This window comes from Streptomyces atratus (genome assembly GCF_900119365.1).
GTDB classification, from domain to species: Bacteria; Actinomycetota; Actinomycetes; order Streptomycetales; family Streptomycetaceae; genus Streptomyces; species Streptomyces atratus_B.
Map to the genome: position 1 here is coordinate 42,856 of NZ_FPJO01000036.1, position 15,718 is coordinate 58,573.

The 15,718-nt window shown below is 69.3% G+C and carries 16 protein-coding genes; 10 read left to right on the forward strand and 6 right to left on the reverse strand.

The window, feature by feature from the left end; genetic code table 11:
- Positions 1–111 precede the first annotated feature (111 nt).
- Positions 112–1,176: a LacI family DNA-binding transcriptional regulator gene (locus tag BT364_RS34620; RefSeq protein WP_072489164.1), complete on the reverse strand. Its 1,065-nt coding sequence runs from the start codon at positions 1,174–1,176 to the stop codon at positions 112–114.
- Between the two features lie 109 nt (positions 1,177–1,285).
- Here BT364_RS34620 and BT364_RS34625 point away from each other — a divergent pair, with 109 nt between their 5' ends.
- From BT364_RS34625 to BT364_RS34650, 6 genes are all read left to right on the forward strand, one after another.
- The gene (locus BT364_RS34625) at positions 1,286–2,437 is read left to right on the forward strand and encodes a Gfo/Idh/MocA family protein (RefSeq protein WP_072489165.1); all 1,152 of its coding nucleotides are present in this window, start codon (positions 1,286–1,288) and stop codon (positions 2,435–2,437) included.
- A 38-nt stretch (positions 2,438–2,475) separates the two neighbouring features.
- A complete protein-coding gene (locus BT364_RS34630; protein ID WP_072489166.1) occupies positions 2,476–3,627 on the forward strand; it encodes a dihydrodipicolinate synthase family protein in 1,152 nt (383 codons plus the stop codon).
- Complete coding sequence (locus BT364_RS34635) at positions 3,624–4,451, forward strand: sugar phosphate isomerase/epimerase family protein (RefSeq protein WP_072489167.1); 828 nt, start codon at positions 3,624–3,626, stop codon at positions 4,449–4,451. The genes BT364_RS34630 and BT364_RS34635 overlap by 4 nt, the downstream gene beginning before the upstream one ends.
- Positions 4,452–4,798: 347 nt before the next feature.
- Positions 4,799–4,966 (forward strand): hypothetical protein, encoded by a 168-nt coding sequence (locus BT364_RS42050; protein WP_177328358.1) that lies wholly within the window; start codon positions 4,799–4,801, stop codon positions 4,964–4,966.
- A gap of 37 nt (positions 4,967–5,003) precedes the next feature.
- Positions 5,004–6,401 carry an AAA family ATPase gene (locus tag BT364_RS34645; protein ID WP_107408384.1) on the forward strand — a complete coding sequence of 466 codons (1,398 nt, stop codon included), beginning with the start codon at positions 5,004–5,006 and terminating at the stop codon, positions 6,399–6,401.
- Positions 6,402–6,574: 173 nt separating this feature from the next.
- The gene (locus tag BT364_RS34650) at positions 6,575–7,156 is read left to right on the forward strand and encodes an HNH endonuclease (protein ID WP_079179797.1); all 582 of its coding nucleotides are present in this window, start codon (positions 6,575–6,577) and stop codon (positions 7,154–7,156) included.
- 56 nt (positions 7,157–7,212) lie between these two features.
- Here BT364_RS34650 and BT364_RS34655 read toward each other — a convergent pair whose 3' ends face one another.
- Positions 7,213–7,437 carry a DUF397 domain-containing protein gene (locus BT364_RS34655; RefSeq protein WP_072489169.1) on the reverse strand — a complete coding sequence of 75 codons (225 nt, stop codon included), beginning with the start codon at positions 7,435–7,437 and terminating at the stop codon, positions 7,213–7,215.
- A complete protein-coding gene (locus tag BT364_RS34660) occupies positions 7,409–8,248 on the reverse strand; it encodes a helix-turn-helix domain-containing protein (protein ID WP_072489170.1) in 840 nt (279 codons plus the stop codon). The genes BT364_RS34655 and BT364_RS34660 overlap by 29 nt, the downstream gene beginning before the upstream one ends.
- Before the next feature lie 181 nt (positions 8,249–8,429).
- Here BT364_RS34660 and BT364_RS42055 point away from each other — a divergent pair, with 181 nt between their 5' ends.
- Entirely contained in the window at positions 8,430–8,780 is a 351-nt protein-coding gene (locus BT364_RS42055; RefSeq protein WP_079179795.1) for a hypothetical protein, read from the forward strand.
- Between the two features lie 26 nt (positions 8,781–8,806).
- Entirely contained in the window at positions 8,807–9,130 is a 324-nt protein-coding gene (locus BT364_RS34670) for a hypothetical protein (protein WP_256260351.1), read from the forward strand.
- A gap of 371 nt (positions 9,131–9,501) precedes the next feature.
- Here BT364_RS34670 and BT364_RS34675 read toward each other — a convergent pair whose 3' ends face one another.
- Positions 9,502–9,972 (reverse strand): hypothetical protein, encoded by a 471-nt coding sequence (locus BT364_RS34675; protein ID WP_072489172.1) that lies wholly within the window; start codon positions 9,970–9,972, stop codon positions 9,502–9,504.
- Between the two features lie 9 nt (positions 9,973–9,981).
- A complete protein-coding gene (locus BT364_RS34680) occupies positions 9,982–10,269 on the reverse strand; it encodes a type II toxin-antitoxin system HicB family antitoxin (protein WP_256260350.1) in 288 nt (95 codons plus the stop codon).
- 108 nt (positions 10,270–10,377) lie between these two features.
- On the opposite strand from BT364_RS34680, the gene recD2 reads away from it, so the two are divergent.
- Together recD2 and BT364_RS34690 are read left to right on the forward strand one after the other, a co-directional pair.
- Positions 10,378–12,705, forward strand: a complete 2,328-nt coding sequence (gene recD2, locus BT364_RS34685; protein ID WP_072489173.1) for an SF1B family DNA helicase RecD2 — start codon at positions 10,378–10,380, stop codon at positions 12,703–12,705.
- Between the two features lie 129 nt (positions 12,706–12,834).
- Positions 12,835–14,124 (forward strand): citrate synthase, encoded by a 1,290-nt coding sequence (locus tag BT364_RS34690; protein WP_072489174.1) that lies wholly within the window; start codon positions 12,835–12,837, stop codon positions 14,122–14,124.
- A 497-nt stretch (positions 14,125–14,621) separates the two neighbouring features.
- Here the strand turns inward: BT364_RS34690 and BT364_RS34695 are convergent.
- Positions 14,622–15,718, reverse strand: a 1,097-nt coding sequence (locus tag BT364_RS34695; RefSeq protein WP_143166600.1) for a heavy metal translocating P-type ATPase, incomplete at its 5' end; no start/stop codon positions are given.

The following is a 15,718-nucleotide window of genomic DNA, read 5'->3' on the forward strand; positions in this document are numbered from 1 at the left end:
CGGGAACCGGAACGGGCCCCGGCACGCCCCCGGCCGAAGGCCGGAGCGGGGCCGGAAACCGGAGCGGGGCCGGAAACCGGGCCGGAGCGGGGCCGGGGCACGGGCCGCGGCTCACACCCGCGGCGGTGCCGTCGACCCCCGCACCATCAGCTCCGCCGCGATCGTCGCGATGCCCCCGGGCGGTGGCGTCTCCTTGCCCATCGCGAGACGGCCCGCCCGCGCCCCCGCCTCGAAGAGCGGCAGCCGTACGGTCGTCAGCGCCGGGACCGCGTCCACCGAGAACGGCAGATCGTCGAAGCCCGCCACCGAGATGTCCTCGGGGATGCGCAGACCGCGGTCCCGGACCGCCGCGCTCGCGCCCAGCGCCACCGTGTCGTTGGCGGCGACGACCGCCGTCACCTCCGGTTCGCGGCGCAGGAGTTCGAGCGTGGCGTCGTAGCCGGAGCGGCGGTCGTACGGGCCGTGGACGGTGAGGCGCTCCTCGTCGCCGACGAGCCCCGCCGCCCGCATCGCCTCGCGGTGTCCCTCCAGCCGGTGGCGGGTCGTCGTCCGCTCCAGCGGGCCCGCGACATAGCCGATCCGCCGGTGGCCGAGCGAGAGCAGGTGCTCGGTGAGACGGCGCCCGCCGCCCCGGTTGTCGAAGGCGAGCGCGGCCACCACCGCCTCGCCGTCCGGCAGCGGGGGCCGCCCGCACAGCACCACCCGGGTGCCCGCGTCCGCGAGCTTGGCCAGTTTGGCGGAGACCGCGGCCTGGTGCGCCGGGTCCTCCACGGCGCCGCCGGTCAGCACGACGGCCGCGGCGCGCTGGCGCTGGAGCAGGGTGAGATAGGTGAGTTCGCGCTCGGGGGAGCCGCCGGTGTTGCAGACGACGGCCAGCTTCTCGCCGCCCGCCCGGCCCGAGCCGTCCCCGGGCCCGCCGATCTCGGTCTGCGCCGCGCCCGCCATGATCCCGAAGAACGGGTCCGCGATGTCGTTGACCAGGATGCCGACCAGGTCGGACGTGGCCGCCGCGAGCGAACTCGCCGGCCCGTTGAGCACATAGTCCAGGTCGTCCACCGCGCGCAGCACCCGTTCGCGGGTGGACGCGGCCACCGGGTAGTTGCCGTTCAGTACGCGGGAGACGGTGGCCGGCGACACCCGGGCGCGAGCCGCCACATCCGCCAGGGTGACTGTCATCGCTCTCCTCCGAGGGTTTTGGGCCGGGCCCTCTTGTCCGGGCCGCTGTCGGCAGGCTAGCGTCATCCCGGATAGAAAGCGCTTGCTACGGCTGTATGGAGGAAGTTTCGTGACACGCAGGACAGTGCGCATCGCCATGAACGGCGTCACGGGTCGCATGGGGTACCGGCAGCACCTGGTGCGCTCGATCCTCGCGATCCGCGAGCAGGGCGGCCTCGACCTCGGCGACGGGGACGTGCTGTGGCCCGAGCCCGTGCTGGTCGGCCGCCGCGCCCACGCGCTGGAGGAGCTGGCCGCGAAGCACGGTCTGACCGAATGGTCGACCGACCTCGACGCGGTCCTCGCCGACGACACCATCGACATCTACTTCGACGCCCAGGTCACCTCGGCCCGCGTCGAGGCGATCAAGAAGGCGATCGCCGCGGGCAAGCACATCTACACCGAGAAGCCCACCGCCACGGACGTCGAGGGCGCCCTGGAGCTGGCCCGGCTGGCCGGCGAGGCCGGGATCAAGCACGGCGTCGTCCAGGACAAGATCTTCCTGCCGGGCCTGCTGAAGCTGAAGCGCCTCATCGACGGCGGCTTCTTCGGCGAGATCCTCTCCGTGCGCGGCGAGTTCGGCTACTGGGTCTTCGAGGGCGACTGGCAGGAGGCCCAGCGCCCGTCGTGGAACTACCGCGCACAGGACGGCGGCGGCATCGTCGTCGACATGTTCCCGCACTGGGAGTACGTGCTCCACGAGCTGTTCGGCCGGGTCTCCACCGTCCAGGCGCACGTCCAGACGCACATCCCGCAGCGCTGGGACGAGCAGGGCGAGCCGTACGCCGCCACCGCCGACGACTCCGCGTACGGCATCTTCCAGCTGGAGAGCGGCGCGGTCGCGCAGATCAACTCCTCCTGGACGGTCCGCGTCAACCGCGACGAACTCGTCGAGTTCCAGGTCGACGGAACCCACGGCTCCGCCGTCGCGGGCCTCCGCAACTGCCGTGTCCAGCACCGCTCGGCCACCCCCAAGCCGGTCTGGAACCCGGACCTCCCGGTCACCGAGCCGTTCCGCGACCAGTGGCAGGAAGTCCCCGACAACGCGGTCTTCGACAACGGCTTCAAGGCCCAGTGGGAGCTCTTCCTGCGCCACATCGTCCTCGACGAGCCCTACACCTGGGACCTGATGGCCGGCGCCCGCGGCGTGCAGCTCGCCGAGCTGGGCCTGAAGTCCCACGCCGAGGGCCGCCGTCTCGACGTCCCGGAGCTGTCGCTGTGAAGAACCGTCCCGAGCACGGCACACCGGAGCTGATCTGAGTGACCATCCACCTCCCGCAGGGTCCGTACGAACCCCGCACCACCCCGCTCGACCTGGCCCCCGGCACCGGCCCGCTCGCCTCGCGCACGGTCTTCTCCGCCGCCCATGTCGTCGCCGACCCGTACGCCGACATCAGCCCCGACTCGCCGGCCGCCGTCGACTGGGACGCCACCCTCGCCTTCCGCCGCCACCTCTGGTCGCACGGCCTGGGCGTCGCCGAGGCGATGGACACCGCCCAGCGCGGCATGGGCCTGGACTGGGCCGGCGCGGCCGAACTGATCCGCCGCTCCGCCGCCGAGGCCAAGGCGGTCGGCGGCCGCATCGCCTGCGGCGTCGGCACCGACCAGCTCACCGGCCCGGCCACCCTCGCCGGGGTGCGCTCCGCGTACGAGGAGCAGCTCGCCCTCGTCGAGGAGAGCGGCGCCCAGGCCATCCTGATGGCCTCCCGCGCGCTCGCCGCGGCGGCGCAGGGGCCCGAGGACTACCTGGAGACCTACGCCCACCTGCTGCGCCAGGCGTCCGAGCCGGTCGTCCTGCACTGGCTGGGCCCGATGTTCGACCCCGCGCTGGACGGCTACTGGGGCTCCTCGGACCTCGACACCGCCACCGACACGTTCCTGAAGGTCATCGCGGAACACCCGGACAAGGTCGACGGCATCAAGATCTCGCTCCTGGACGCCGAGCGCGAGATCGACGTCCGCCGCCGCCTCCCGAGCGGGGTCCGCTGCTACACCGGCGACGACTTCAACTACCCCGAGCTGATCGCGGGCGACGACCGGGGCTTCAGCCACGCCCTGCTCGGCATCTTCGACCCGCTGGGCCCGCTGGCCGCCCATGCGGTACGGGTCCTCGACACGGGTGACACCCAGGGCTTCCGTGACCTCCTCGACCCCACGGTCGAGCTGTCCCGGCACCTCTTCCAGGCGCCCACCCGCTTCTACAAGACGGGCGTGGTGTTCCTGGCCTGGCTGGCCGGCCACCAGGACCACTTCACCATGGTCGGCGGCCTGCAGTCCGCCCGCTCGCTGCCGCATCTGGCGAAGGCGTACGAACTCGCCGACCGCCTGGGCCTGTTCCCCGACCCGGAACTGGCCGAATCCCGGATGCGCGCCCTGCTCGCGGTCAACGGCGGTAACGGAGGCACCCGATGAGCGACGGCCGTCTCTCCGTCAACCAGGAGACCATCAAGCAGTGGTCGCTGCCCGAACTGGCCGAGGGCTGCGTCAAGGCGGGCATCGACAAGGTCGGCCTGTGGCGGGCCCCCGTCCAGTCGTACGGCGTCGAGCGCACCGCCCGGCTCCTGTCCGACTCCGGCCTCTCCGTCACCAGCCTCTGCCGCGGCGGCTTCTTCACCGCCCCGGACCCGGCGGAACGGGCCCGCGCCCTGGACGACAACCGCGCCGCGATCGACGAGGCGGCGGCCCTGTCCACCGACACCCTGGTCCTGGTCTCCGGCGGCCTCCCCGAGGGCAGCAAGGACCTGCACGGCGCCCGTGAACGCATCGCGGACGCCCTGGGCCAACTGGCCCCGTACGCGGCCGAACGCGGCGTACGCCTCGCCATCGAACCGCTGCACCCGATGTTCGCCTCGGACCGCTGCGTCGTCTCCACGCTCTCCCAGGCCCTGGACATCGCGGAGCGCTTCCCCGCCGACCAGGTCGGGGTGGTCGTCGACACGTACCACATCTGGTGGGACGACCAGGCGCCCGCACAGATCGCCCGCGCGGGCGCGGGCGGCCGCATCCACTCCTTCCAGCTGGCCGACTGGATCACCCCGCTCCCGGCCGGCGTCCTGGTCGGCCGCGGCCAACTCGGCGACGGATCGGTGGACTTCCGCGCCTTCCGCACCCTGGTCGAGGCCGCCGGCTTCGACGGCCCGGTCGAGGTGGAGATCTTCAACGAGGGCCTCTGGGCCCGCGACGGCGCCGAAGTCCTCGCGGAAGTGGCGTCCCGGTACGCCGAACACGCCTGCTGACAGGGCGCTTTGCCACCAAGGCAAAGAGATCGTCAAGACGTGCAACCGTTCGGCACCCAGCCGAGTCGTATCTGGCGTCGGGTGCTTCCGGGGAGGGATCTGGGGGGATCGGGAAGCCCTGACGGTGGGGGAAAGCGAGGGGGGTCCGGTCATTCGACCGGGCCCCGTTTCGTCTTTCCGGCTCCTCGGACCCGCATGTCCGGCTCCTCGGACCCGCACCGACCACGGACGGCCCAAACGAAAACGGCCCACACGAAAGATGAACGCCGCGAAGTCCTGGAGCCCGACCACCCCACCCCTCGTAGAATCGATCACCTGACGATACGCACCAGTGGGGTGGGAACAGCGTGGCCGACCGGCTTCGGGACCTGACCAAGGCAGCTCCGAATCCCGGCGTGCTCCGTCGGCGCCGGCCGTTTCCCGCCCTGTACGGTGCCCAGGCCGAACTCGGCGAGTTTGCCGCGATCGCCGAGGCGCTCGGCGGCGAGGTCCCGGCCGACGCGGAACCGGAGTAGCACCTCCCCCTTCCCATACCGGACGGAACCGCCATCCATGTATGTCTCCCGCGTGTACATCGAGAACATCAAGTCATTCCATGGCCTGCGCGCTGTCGACCTGACGCTCACTCGCCCGGACGGCTCGCACGCAGGCTGGACGGTCCTGGCAGGCCGCAACGGGGCCGGGAAGACGACGCTGCTGCGAGCTCTCGCCCTGACGCTGAGTGGCCCGGCGTCGGCCCGTGGTCTGGTCCAGAACTTTGAGAACTGGGTCACCTGGGAGTGGGAGGGGTTCGGCACTGCGCAGGCGGAGGTCGTCACAGATCCGGCCTTCGATGAGTTCACGACGTCGGGATACACCCAGGACAGATTCTGGACAAGACTGAAGTGGACAGAGCACGCAGAGAGCGCCGGAGGGCGAAGAAGTCCTCAGCCGGCGCTGACCGAGATCAGGGACGACGCGAGGCCGGAAGGCGACAGCCCTGCTTGGCAGGGCCCCTGGGCCGACAACCCGGTGGGCTGGTTCTGTGCCGCGTACGGGCCGTTCCGGCGTATGGCTGGGGGCTCGGGCGAGGTGCAGCGTCTGATGCTGGCCTCCGGGCCGGTGGCCCGGCAGGTGAGCCTGTTCCACGGGGATGCCTCGCTGGCTGAAGGGGTGGCTTGGCTCATCGAGCAGCATCTGCGTGCGCTGGAAGGCAGGGAGGGCGCCGCAGAACTGAAGGCGGCGGCGCTCTCGGTTCTGGGCGACGGGCTTCTCCCAGACGGCTACCGCGTCGAAGAGGTGGACTCCGAGGGGCTGTGGGTTACACGGGACGGGCATCGCTACCCCTTGCGCGAGATGAGCGACGGGTTCCGCACGGTGGCCGCGCTCGTCGTCGACCTCCTGAAGCAGATCCACGACACCTTCGGTGACGAGGTGTTCGGCGGAAGCGGGGACGGACCCAGCCGTCTCAAGGTCCCCGGTGTCGTGATCATCGATGAGATCGACGCCCACCTCCACGTCTCCTGGCAGCGCCGCATCGGCCCATGGCTCACCTCGCACTTCCCGAACATCCAGTTCATCGTGACGACCCACAGCCCGTACATCTGCCAGGCGGCCGACCCTGGCGGTCTGATCCGCCTGCCGGGTGTGGACGAGGACACCGCGCCCGAGGTCGTACCGGAGGAACTGTATGAGCGGGTGGTCTACGGCAGCGGTGACGACGCGGTCCTCTCCGAACTCTTCGGCCTGGACACCCCGTACTCCGTACGCGCCGAGCACGCCCGCGCGGAGTTCGGCGCCCTGGAATCCAAGGTGTACGACGGCGATACCTCGCCGGACACCGTCGCCCGCTACAAGGCGTTGAAGGGGCTGCTCGCCAGTTCTCCCGCAGCGCGCGTAGTCGAAACGTCCGCTCGGCTTCACCGCATCGCCGAGGAGATCCGGAACGGAGAGGAGGGTGAGGCGGAATGATCCGGCTGCGACGCACCGACCTGCCCCCAGCCGTGGCGGCGCACCTGAAGACGTACACCCGGGAGATCGAGAAGGCCGCAGCGTCGAAACGCAAGGTAAAAGCGGCAAATCTGTGGGCTCATTCGACCGTACGGAGACATGTACGAGAAGGTCTCCTCGCTACCCTCGCGGAGATGGCGCCCGGCCACCAGCGCTGCATGTACTGCGGTGACAGCCAGGGCACGGACATCGACCACTTCGAGCCGAAGAGCCTCGCCCCGGCGCGTACCTTCGAGTGGCTCAACCACTTGCTGGCCTGTGCGTACTGCAACAGCAACCAGAAGCGGAACGCCTTTCCCCGATCCGGGGAGGACGGCAGCCCGCTCCTTGTCGACCCCACGCTCCAGGACCCACTGAGTCACCTGCGGCTGGTGCTGCCGCTGTGCACGTACAAAGGACTGACGCCTCAAGGCGAGGCGTGCATAGATGTGTTCGGACTCAACTCACGCGGTGTCCTCGTCAACGGGCGACGAACGGCCTACGGGACCGCCAAGCAGTCGATCGAGCTGTGGCGCATCGCCACGGACCGAGGGCAGCACGACAAGGCAGCGGAAGTCGTCCGGGTGGCCTGGAACCGACCGCTCGCGGATGTCCTGGCCGCGATGTTCCACCAGTCGGACCACCCGGCCGCGGATCTGCTCTTCGACGGCGAGGAGGAGACCCTTGGGCTCCTCCGGGACCAGGAATTGCGGGAGGCGTTTCTGTCCCGCACGTGACATCGCCCCGGCGAACCTGGCTGTGGTGAGGACGAGTTCGCCGGGCACGGCGTGGGTCAGGCGCTGAGTCGGCCGTCCTTGATCGCCTCGACGAACGACGACCAGCCGACGGGGGAGAAGACGACGGCGGGGCCGGAGGGGGCCTTGCTGTCGCGGACGGGAACGGTGGTGTAGCCGCGGGCGGCCTCCAGACAATCGCCGTTGGAGCCCCCGCTGTAACTGGACTTGAACCAACCGGTCAGCGCCCTGGCATCAGTGACGGTGTGGTTGATGCTGCGCATGTTCGTGCTCCTCTGCGATGGCCCTGACGAGGCCCACCGAATTCTGTTGGGAGGCCGCCTCGCTCAGGGCGAGAGTGTAGGACGCTTGACAGGCAGCCACCAACGTCGGATCGTCCATCAGATTCCCTGTGCGAAGCCCCTCGACGTATGCAAGCGGAGCGGCGTCGGCGAAGTCCAGCAGATAGAGCGCACTCTCCAGAAGGGCGTGCGCTCCTGCCGCGAAAGGCAGCACGTGCAGACGCAAGCGCCCGGATTCCGCCATGTCTGCGACTTTACGCAGTTGCTCCGCCATGACCTGCGGGCCGCCGATGCGCCGTCGAAGCGACGCCTCGTCAAGAAGGGCCCAGGCGATGGGGGTCATTGACTTGCTCAGCACCCGGCCGCGTTCCATCCGGTTGACAATGAGTTTGTCAAGCTCATCCGCCCGGTAGTTGGGGCGATACGCCTGGAACACGGCACGAGCGTATGCGTCGGTCTGGAGAAGGCCGGGGATGAGGGACAGGCCGTATAGGCGTACCTCCGTGGCTTCACATTCCAACTCGGCCACCGCTGTGAAGAACTGGGCGAACTTCGAATCCAGGTCCTCCAGCCACCGGGCGAAGAAGCCGTCGGTGCCCAGTGCGACATCAATGCGCCGAGCGTCATCCGGCTTCGGTAGCCGTCGCCCCGCCTCCCAATGACTGATCAGTGTGGGCGAGCAGACCACCATCTCGCCCAGCGCCTCCTGCGTCAGCCCCGCCGCGATACGCCGCAGCTTCAGCTCCTCGCCGTACTTCTCCCGAGGCGTACGCGGCCTTCGCACTGTTCCCACGTGGTCCAACTCCCCGTCTTGACGGACGCGCTGTCATCCCCGCCCCCCTGGCAGCGTAGCGACCCATGACCCCACCCTGTGATGAGTTCGCTACAGAAAGCAGCGGATATGCGCCGCGCAAGACCCTCGCGACCGCCGTAAACGGCCCGGGGGCGTGGCCACCCTGAGAAAGCAGGCTGACGTGAAGCACGCTATCGCCCGACTCTTCGAGCCGCTGCTGCGGTTCCTGAACACTGGTTCCAGGACGCGACATCGACAGGAGTGGGGCACCGCCCCGTACGCGTACCCGTACTCCTGCGACTACGCAGGCGGACCCACCGCCTACCGCACCGGCGAGCGGCCACCGCGCGGCGAGGACAGCCCCCTCGTCCGGCCGTACCTGATCGCGCACGAACGGCAGTTGGCCGAGAAAGCGGCTTGGGCAGCCGCCGAGGAGAGGCGTCAGCGCGCCCGCCGCCGCACGCTCTGGCTCGCCGTGCACGGGGTGGACGTAGGGCCCTGCCGCATCCATGGAGTCGAGGTCGCCGCGTGAATGGCAAGGAGCACAGGCCCGACGTGATCAGGCTGCTGCCGTGGACCGGGCCGGAGAACAAGCCGTGTTACGTCCTCGGGGACGGAAGCGGCTACGTGTCGCGGATGGCGGACGACATCGAGAGCATCCAACTCGGCATGGCGGGCGACCTGCTCGGCCACGCCGTCGGCCTCCTGAGGGACCGGAAGGTCACCGGGGCGGAACTCCACTTCCTGGCCAGCCGGTTGACCGAGTCGTTGCGGGAGGTCAAGCGGGTCGCGGAGAGCCGGGGTGCGCGGCTGGGCGGGACGAAGGTCGATCCGGACAGGAATCGGCCGCAGCGCCGAGAACCAGACATCGGCAACCGCTGAGTCGGCCAAGCGCTAGACGAGCCCCCTGACTGTCACGAAACCTGTTCACGCAGCTCAGCTCGGCGAACATGTGACAGTGCGGGGGCTTACCGGACGGCCATTCCCAGGCCGAACACCAGCCGGTTCGAGGCGTTCACCACGAACCTCGCCTACGCCCGCAAGATGGTGGACGCGGGGCGGTATCTGGCCCCGTTCCAGCCGGGGACGGTCGATGTCGACGACTTCTACCGTGCCGCCTGGGTACAGGCCGTGGCGGCCATCGACCACTGGTTCCTCGTCCGGCCGAGGGTGGTGAGTCCGTGGTCGGCTGACCGTTCCCGGCACGGGCCGTTGCAGCCACGGGCACCGTCACGGCCAAGTGGACTCGCCCGTCAGATGGCCACGGCCGAGACATCGGCTCCGGGCAGTGTGGTGGCGTACGCCTCGATGTCGTCGGTGTCGGAGGTCAGCACGGCGCCTCCGCCGTGGGCGGCTGCGACGAAGACAGCCAGCGCATCCACCGGGTCGGGACGTTTCTTGGGCGGTAGCGCGGCCGTGCCGATCATGTCGCCGATCGTTTTCCAGTTCTCGATGGTCATGCCCCCCGCACAGGGAAGACAACTGGGCACCCGGTCCACGGGGAAGCGGGCCCTGGTTCCGGGGTGCACGACCACGTCGGCGAGGATTCGCTTCCACTCGTAGGCGGTCTTCGGGCTTGTCCGCCAGGCCTGCGAGAGGGCGGGACCAGGGACGATCGGCCGGTGTCCGCCGGCTGCGACGAAACCCTTGTGCAGGACGTGTGCCCGGCGGTCCTGGCTCACCAGCGCCATCAACATGCCGGTGTCGTAGACGACTACGTTCACGCGGCGGCCTCATCGCGGGAGGGGGCGGCCGAGGATCGCGGCAACCTCCGCCCGTTCATCCCTGGTCAACTCGATCTCGTCGCCGGCCCAGGTGCCGGTGCCAGCATTCTCCTCGGCCTCCGCGCGGGCCTCCTCGAACGGCTTGAAGATCCTCCTGACGCGGTCCTGCTGGTCCATCTGGGCCTGTGCGGCGATCGTGAGGAACGTGGAGACATCGAGCCCGGCGTCTGCGGCGTGCTCTCTGATCCGGTTGCGGACCTCGGACGGCATGCTGATCGAAAAGCGCTCGGTAGCCATACGACCACGATGACACCGAGTGTTACGGGGTGCCGCGGGCTCGGTGCATGGTGGCCGGCTTCCGGCGCGGCCCACCCGCTGTCAGCCCCGCCCGGTACCGTCGCACCCATGTCCACCACGTCCGCCACGCACCCCAAGCCGAACATGGCCGTCCTCGAAGGGGTCCTGGAGAGGATCACGTACGCCAACGAGGAGAACGGGTACACGGTCGCGCGCGTCGACACCGGTCGCGGTGCGGGCGATCTGCTGACCGTGGTCGGTTCGCTGCTCGGTGCGCAGCCCGGTGAGTCGCTGCGGATGGAAGGGCGCTGGAGCTCGCACTCGCAGTACGGCAAGCAGTTCACCGTCGAGAACTACACGACGATCCTGCCCGCCACCATTCAAGGCATCCGCCGCTACCTCGGCTCCGGGCTGATCAAGGGCATCGGCCCCGTGATGGCCGACCGGATCACCACCCACTTCGGCGTCGACACCCTCGACATCATCGAGAACGAACCGAAGCGGCTCGTCGAGGTCCCCGGCCTCGGCCCCAAGCGGACGAAGATGATCGCGGCCGCCTGGGAGGAGCAGAAGGCGATCAAGGAGGTGATGGTCTTCCTCCAGGGCGTCGGCGTCTCCACCTCCATCGCCGTCCGTATCTACAAGAAGTACGAGGACGCCTCGATCTCCGTCGTGAAGAACCAGCCCTACCGGCTGGCCGCCGACGTCTGGGGCATCGGCTTCCTCACCGCCGACAAGATCGCCCAGGCGGTGGGCATTCCGCACGACAGCCCGGAAAGGGTCAAGGCCGGGCTGCAGTACGCGCTGTCGCAGTCCACCGACCAGGGGCACTGCTTCCTCCCCGAGGAGCGGCTGATCGCGGACGGCGTGAAGCTGCTCCAGGTCGACACGGGGCTCGTCATCGAGTGCCTCGCCGAACTGGCCGAGGACCCGGAGGGGGTCGTACGGGAGAAGGTGCCCTCGCCCGAGGGCGGCGAGCTCGTCACCGCCATCTACCTGGTGCCCTTCCACCGCGCCGAGGTCGCCCTCGCCGCCCAGGTGCAGCGGCTGCTGCGGACGCCCGAGGAGCGGATGCCGGCCTTCGCGGACGTGGACTGGGACAAGGCGCTGGCCTGGCTCGGCACGCGTACGGGGGCGGATCTGGCGCCCGAGCAGGAGGCGGCGGTCCGGCTCGCGCTCAGCCGGAAGGTCGCGGTGCTGACCGGTGGGCCCGGCTGCGGGAAGTCGTTCACCGTCCGGTCGATCGTGGAGCTGGCGCGGGCGAAGAAGGCCAAGGTGGTGCTGGCCGCGCCGACCGGACGGGCGGCCAAGCGGCTCTCCGAGCTGACCGGGGCCGAGGCGTCCACCGTGCACCGGCTGCTCGAACTGAAGCCGGGCGGCGACGCCGCGTACGACCGGGACCGCCCGCTGGACGCCGATCTGGTCGTCGTCGACGAGGCGTCGATGCTGGATCTGCTGCTCGCCAACAAGCTGCTGAAGGCGGTGGCACCCGGTGCCCATCTGCTGCTCGTCGGGGACGTCGACCAGCTGCCGTCGGTCGGTGCGGGGGAGGTGCTGCGCGATCTGCTCGCCGACGGCAGCCCCGTTCCCGCGGTCCGGCTCACCACGATCTTCCGCCAGGCCCAGCAGTCCGGTGTCGTCACCAACGCCCACCGGATCAACTCCGGCGTACCGCCCCTCACTCAGGGCCTCAAGGACTTCTTCCTCTTCGTGGCGGACGAGACGGAGGACGCCGGCGTGCTCGCGGTGGACGTCGCGGCCCGTCGTATTCCCGCCAAGTTCGGCCTCGACGCGCGGCGCGACGTACAGGTCCTCGCCCCGATGCACCGGGGCCCGGCCGGTGCGGGCACGCTCAACGGACTCCTCCAGCAGGCCATCACCCCGGGCCGGCCGAACCTCCCCGAGAAGCGGTTCGGCGGCCGGGTCTTCCGGGTCGGCGACAAGGTGACCCAGATCCGCAACAACTACGACAAGGGGGAGAACGGCGTCTTCAACGGCACGGTCGGCGTCGTCACCGCCCTCGACCTGGACGAACAGAGGCTGACGGTCCTCACCGACGAGGACGAGGAGATCGGCTACGACTTCGACGAGCTGGACGAGCTGTCCCACGCGTACGCCATGACGATCCACCGCTCCCAGGGCAGCGAGTACCCGGCCGTCGTCATCCCCGTCACCAAGAGCGCCTGGATGATGCTCCAGCGGAACCTGCTGTACACCGCCGTGACCAGGGCCAAGAAGCTCGTCGTGCTGGTCGGCTCACGGCAGGCGATCGGCCAGGCGGTCCGCACGGTTTCCGCGGGCAGACGCTGTACGGCGCTGGATTACCGGCTGTCGGGGGGCTCGGGCGGAGGATCGGCGGAAAAAATGATCGATCAAATCGGTGGGAAACATCACGCAGCCCTTCCGGAACCGGAACCGAGGGGGCAGGATGAGTAAGCTCGCGGCACTCAGTGCCGCGAGTAGGTCCAATGGACGACCCCGAGTGCACTCTCCTGAGCCAAATGGGGGAGGGTGGAGACAGTCAGGGAACCTCGAAGAAGAGGCACTACGTCGGTGAGGGATGACGTGAGCGACAACTCTGTAGTACTGCGGTACGGCGACGGCGAGTACACCTACCCGGTGATCGACAGCACCGTCGGCGACAAGGGCTTCGACATCGGGAAGCTCCGGGCCAATACCGGTCTCGTGACGCTGGACAGCGGATATGGCAACACCGCAGCCTATAAATCCGCCATCACCTACCTCGACGGTGAGCAGGGCATCCTGCGCTACCGCGGCTACCCCATCGAGCAGCTCGCCGAGCGCTCGACGTTCCTCGAAGTCGCGTACACGCTCATCAACGGCGAGCTTCCCAAGGTCGACGAGCTGTCGACCTTCAAGAACGAGATCACCCAGCACACGCTGCTGCACGAGGACGTCAAGCGCTTCTTCGACGGTTTCCCGCGCGACGCCCACCCGATGGCCATGCTGTCCTCGGTCGTCAGTGCGCTGTCCACGTTCTACCAGGACAGCCACAACCCGTTCGACGAGGAGCAGCGCCACCTCTCGACGATCCGGCTGCTCGCCAAGCTGCCGACGATCGCGGCATACGCCTACAAGAAGTCGATCGGTCACCCCTTCGTCTACCCGCGCAACGACCTCGGGTACGTCGAGAACTTCCTGCGCATGACCTTCTCGGTCCCCGCCCAGGAGTACGACCTGGACCCGGTCGTCGTCTCCGCGCTCGACAAGCTGCTCATCCTGCACGCGGACCACGAGCAGAACTGTTCGACCTCCACCGTGCGTCTGGTCGGCTCCTCGCAGGCGAACATGTTCGCCTCGATCTCCGCCGGCATCTCGGCGCTGTGGGGCCCGCTGCACGGTGGCGCCAACCAGTCGGTGCTGGAGATGCTCGAAGGCATCCAGGCCAACGGCGGCGATGTCGACTCCTTCATCCGCAAGGTGAAGAACAAGGAGGACGGCGTCCGGCTGATGGGCTTCGGCCACCGCGTCTACAAGTCCTTCGACCCGCGCGCCAAGATCATCAAGGCCGCCGCCCACGACGTGCTGTCCGCGCTCGGTAAGTCCGACGAGCTGCTCGACATCGCGCTGAAGCTGGAGGAGCACGCGCTCTCCGACGAGTACTTCGTCTCGCGCAACCTCTACCCGAACGTGGACTTCTACACGGGTCTGATCTACCGGGCCATGGGCTTCCCGACCGAGATGTTCACCGTGCTCTTCGCGCTCGGCCGCCTCCCGGGCTGGATCGCCCAGTGGCACGAGATGATCAAGGAGCCGGGTTCCCGCATCGGCCGCCCGCGCCAGATCTACACCGGCGAGGTCCTGCGCGACTTCGTCCCGGTCGAGGCCCGCTGAGCCCCGTAACAACCCCCGCACGACCCCGGCCGCCGAGGCCGGTCGACTTCGCCCCGCGTACCGCGCTTTCGCACAGAGCGCGGTGTCCGGGGCGATTTGCGTGCCCGGCGGCGTGTCCACCGTCGAGCGACAGGGAGAAGCGCCCCGCCATCGATCCCCCCACGGGCCGACAGCGAGGCGCTTCCCATGTCCCGGAGCGGATTCCCCCCACGGGATCCGGCCGGGCGTCTGTGGGAGCCGGAGCTCCTGCGTTCCTCGACTAGCTGTGAACTGCGCTCTTCACTTGTCCTGCTCGTGCGATCTGCCGGGGTACGTACGCACGGGAGGGCCGCTCAAAGCTCCCCGGTGCACGTGCCCCGGCCAACGCTTGCCCGGAGCGTCCCCCAAGACCCTCCGACGGACATCCCCCAAGACATCCTTGGCATCGCACTCTTAGACTCACGAACCCGCCGGATGGTTACCCTGAAATCCATGTGATCTGGATCTCCTTGTGGAAATTACGTGAAGGCGCGCAGCCGCAGGCTGTTCGTCACGACGAAGACTGAGGAGAACGCCATCGCCGCTCCCGCAATCATAGGGTTGAGCAGGCCAAATGCCGCAAGGGGCAAGGCGGCCACGTTATAGCCGAACGCCCAGAACAGGTTGCCCCTGATGATGGTCAGGGTGCGCCGGGACAGCCGGATCGCGTCGGCGGCCACCTTGAGATCTCCACGAACCAGGGTGAGGTCGCTCGCCTCGATCGCGGCGTCCGTGCCGGTCCCCATCGCCAGACCGAGGTCGGCGGTGGCGAGGGCGGCGGCGTCGTTGACCCCGTCGCCGACCATGGCGACCGAGCGGCCCTCGGCCCGCAACCGCTCGATGACGTGCGCCTTCTCCTCGGGCAGGACCTCGGCATGGACCTCGTCGATCCCCACGGCACGGGCCACGGCGTCGGCCACGGCGCGGTTGTCGCCGGTCAGCAGAACGGGATGGAGACCGAGGGCGCGGAGCCCGGCGACGGCCTCCGCGCTGGTGTCCTTGACCGCGTCGGCGACTTCGAGCACCGCCCGTGCCTCGCCGTCCCAGGCCACCGCGATGGCCGTCCGGCCCGCGGCCTCCGCCTCGGCCTTGCGCCGGGCCAGCTCCACGGGGAGGTGGATCTCCCACTCGGCGAGCAGCTGCTCACGGCCGACGAGGACGGCGTGGCCCTCGACGATGCCCTGGACGCCGAGTCCGGCGATGTTGGCGAAGTCCTCGGGGGTGGGGAGGGTGGTGCCGGTGCGTTCGGCGGCTCCGGCGGCGACGGCCTGGGCGATGGGGTGTTCGGAGGCGTGCTCCAGGGCGCCGGCGAGGCGGAGTACGTCGGTCTCGTCGGTGTTGTCGGCGGTGTGGACGTCGAGGAGGGTCATGCGGCCGGTGGTGACGGTGCCGGTCTTGTCGAGGACGATCGTGTCGACGCGGCGGGTGGTCTCCAGGACCTCGGGGCCCTTGATCAGGATGCCGAGCTGGGCGCCGCGTCCGGTGCCGACCATGAGGGCGGTGGGGGTGGCGAGGCCCAGGGCGCAGGGGCAGGCGATGATCAGTACGGCCACGGCGGCGGTGAACGCGGCGGTCA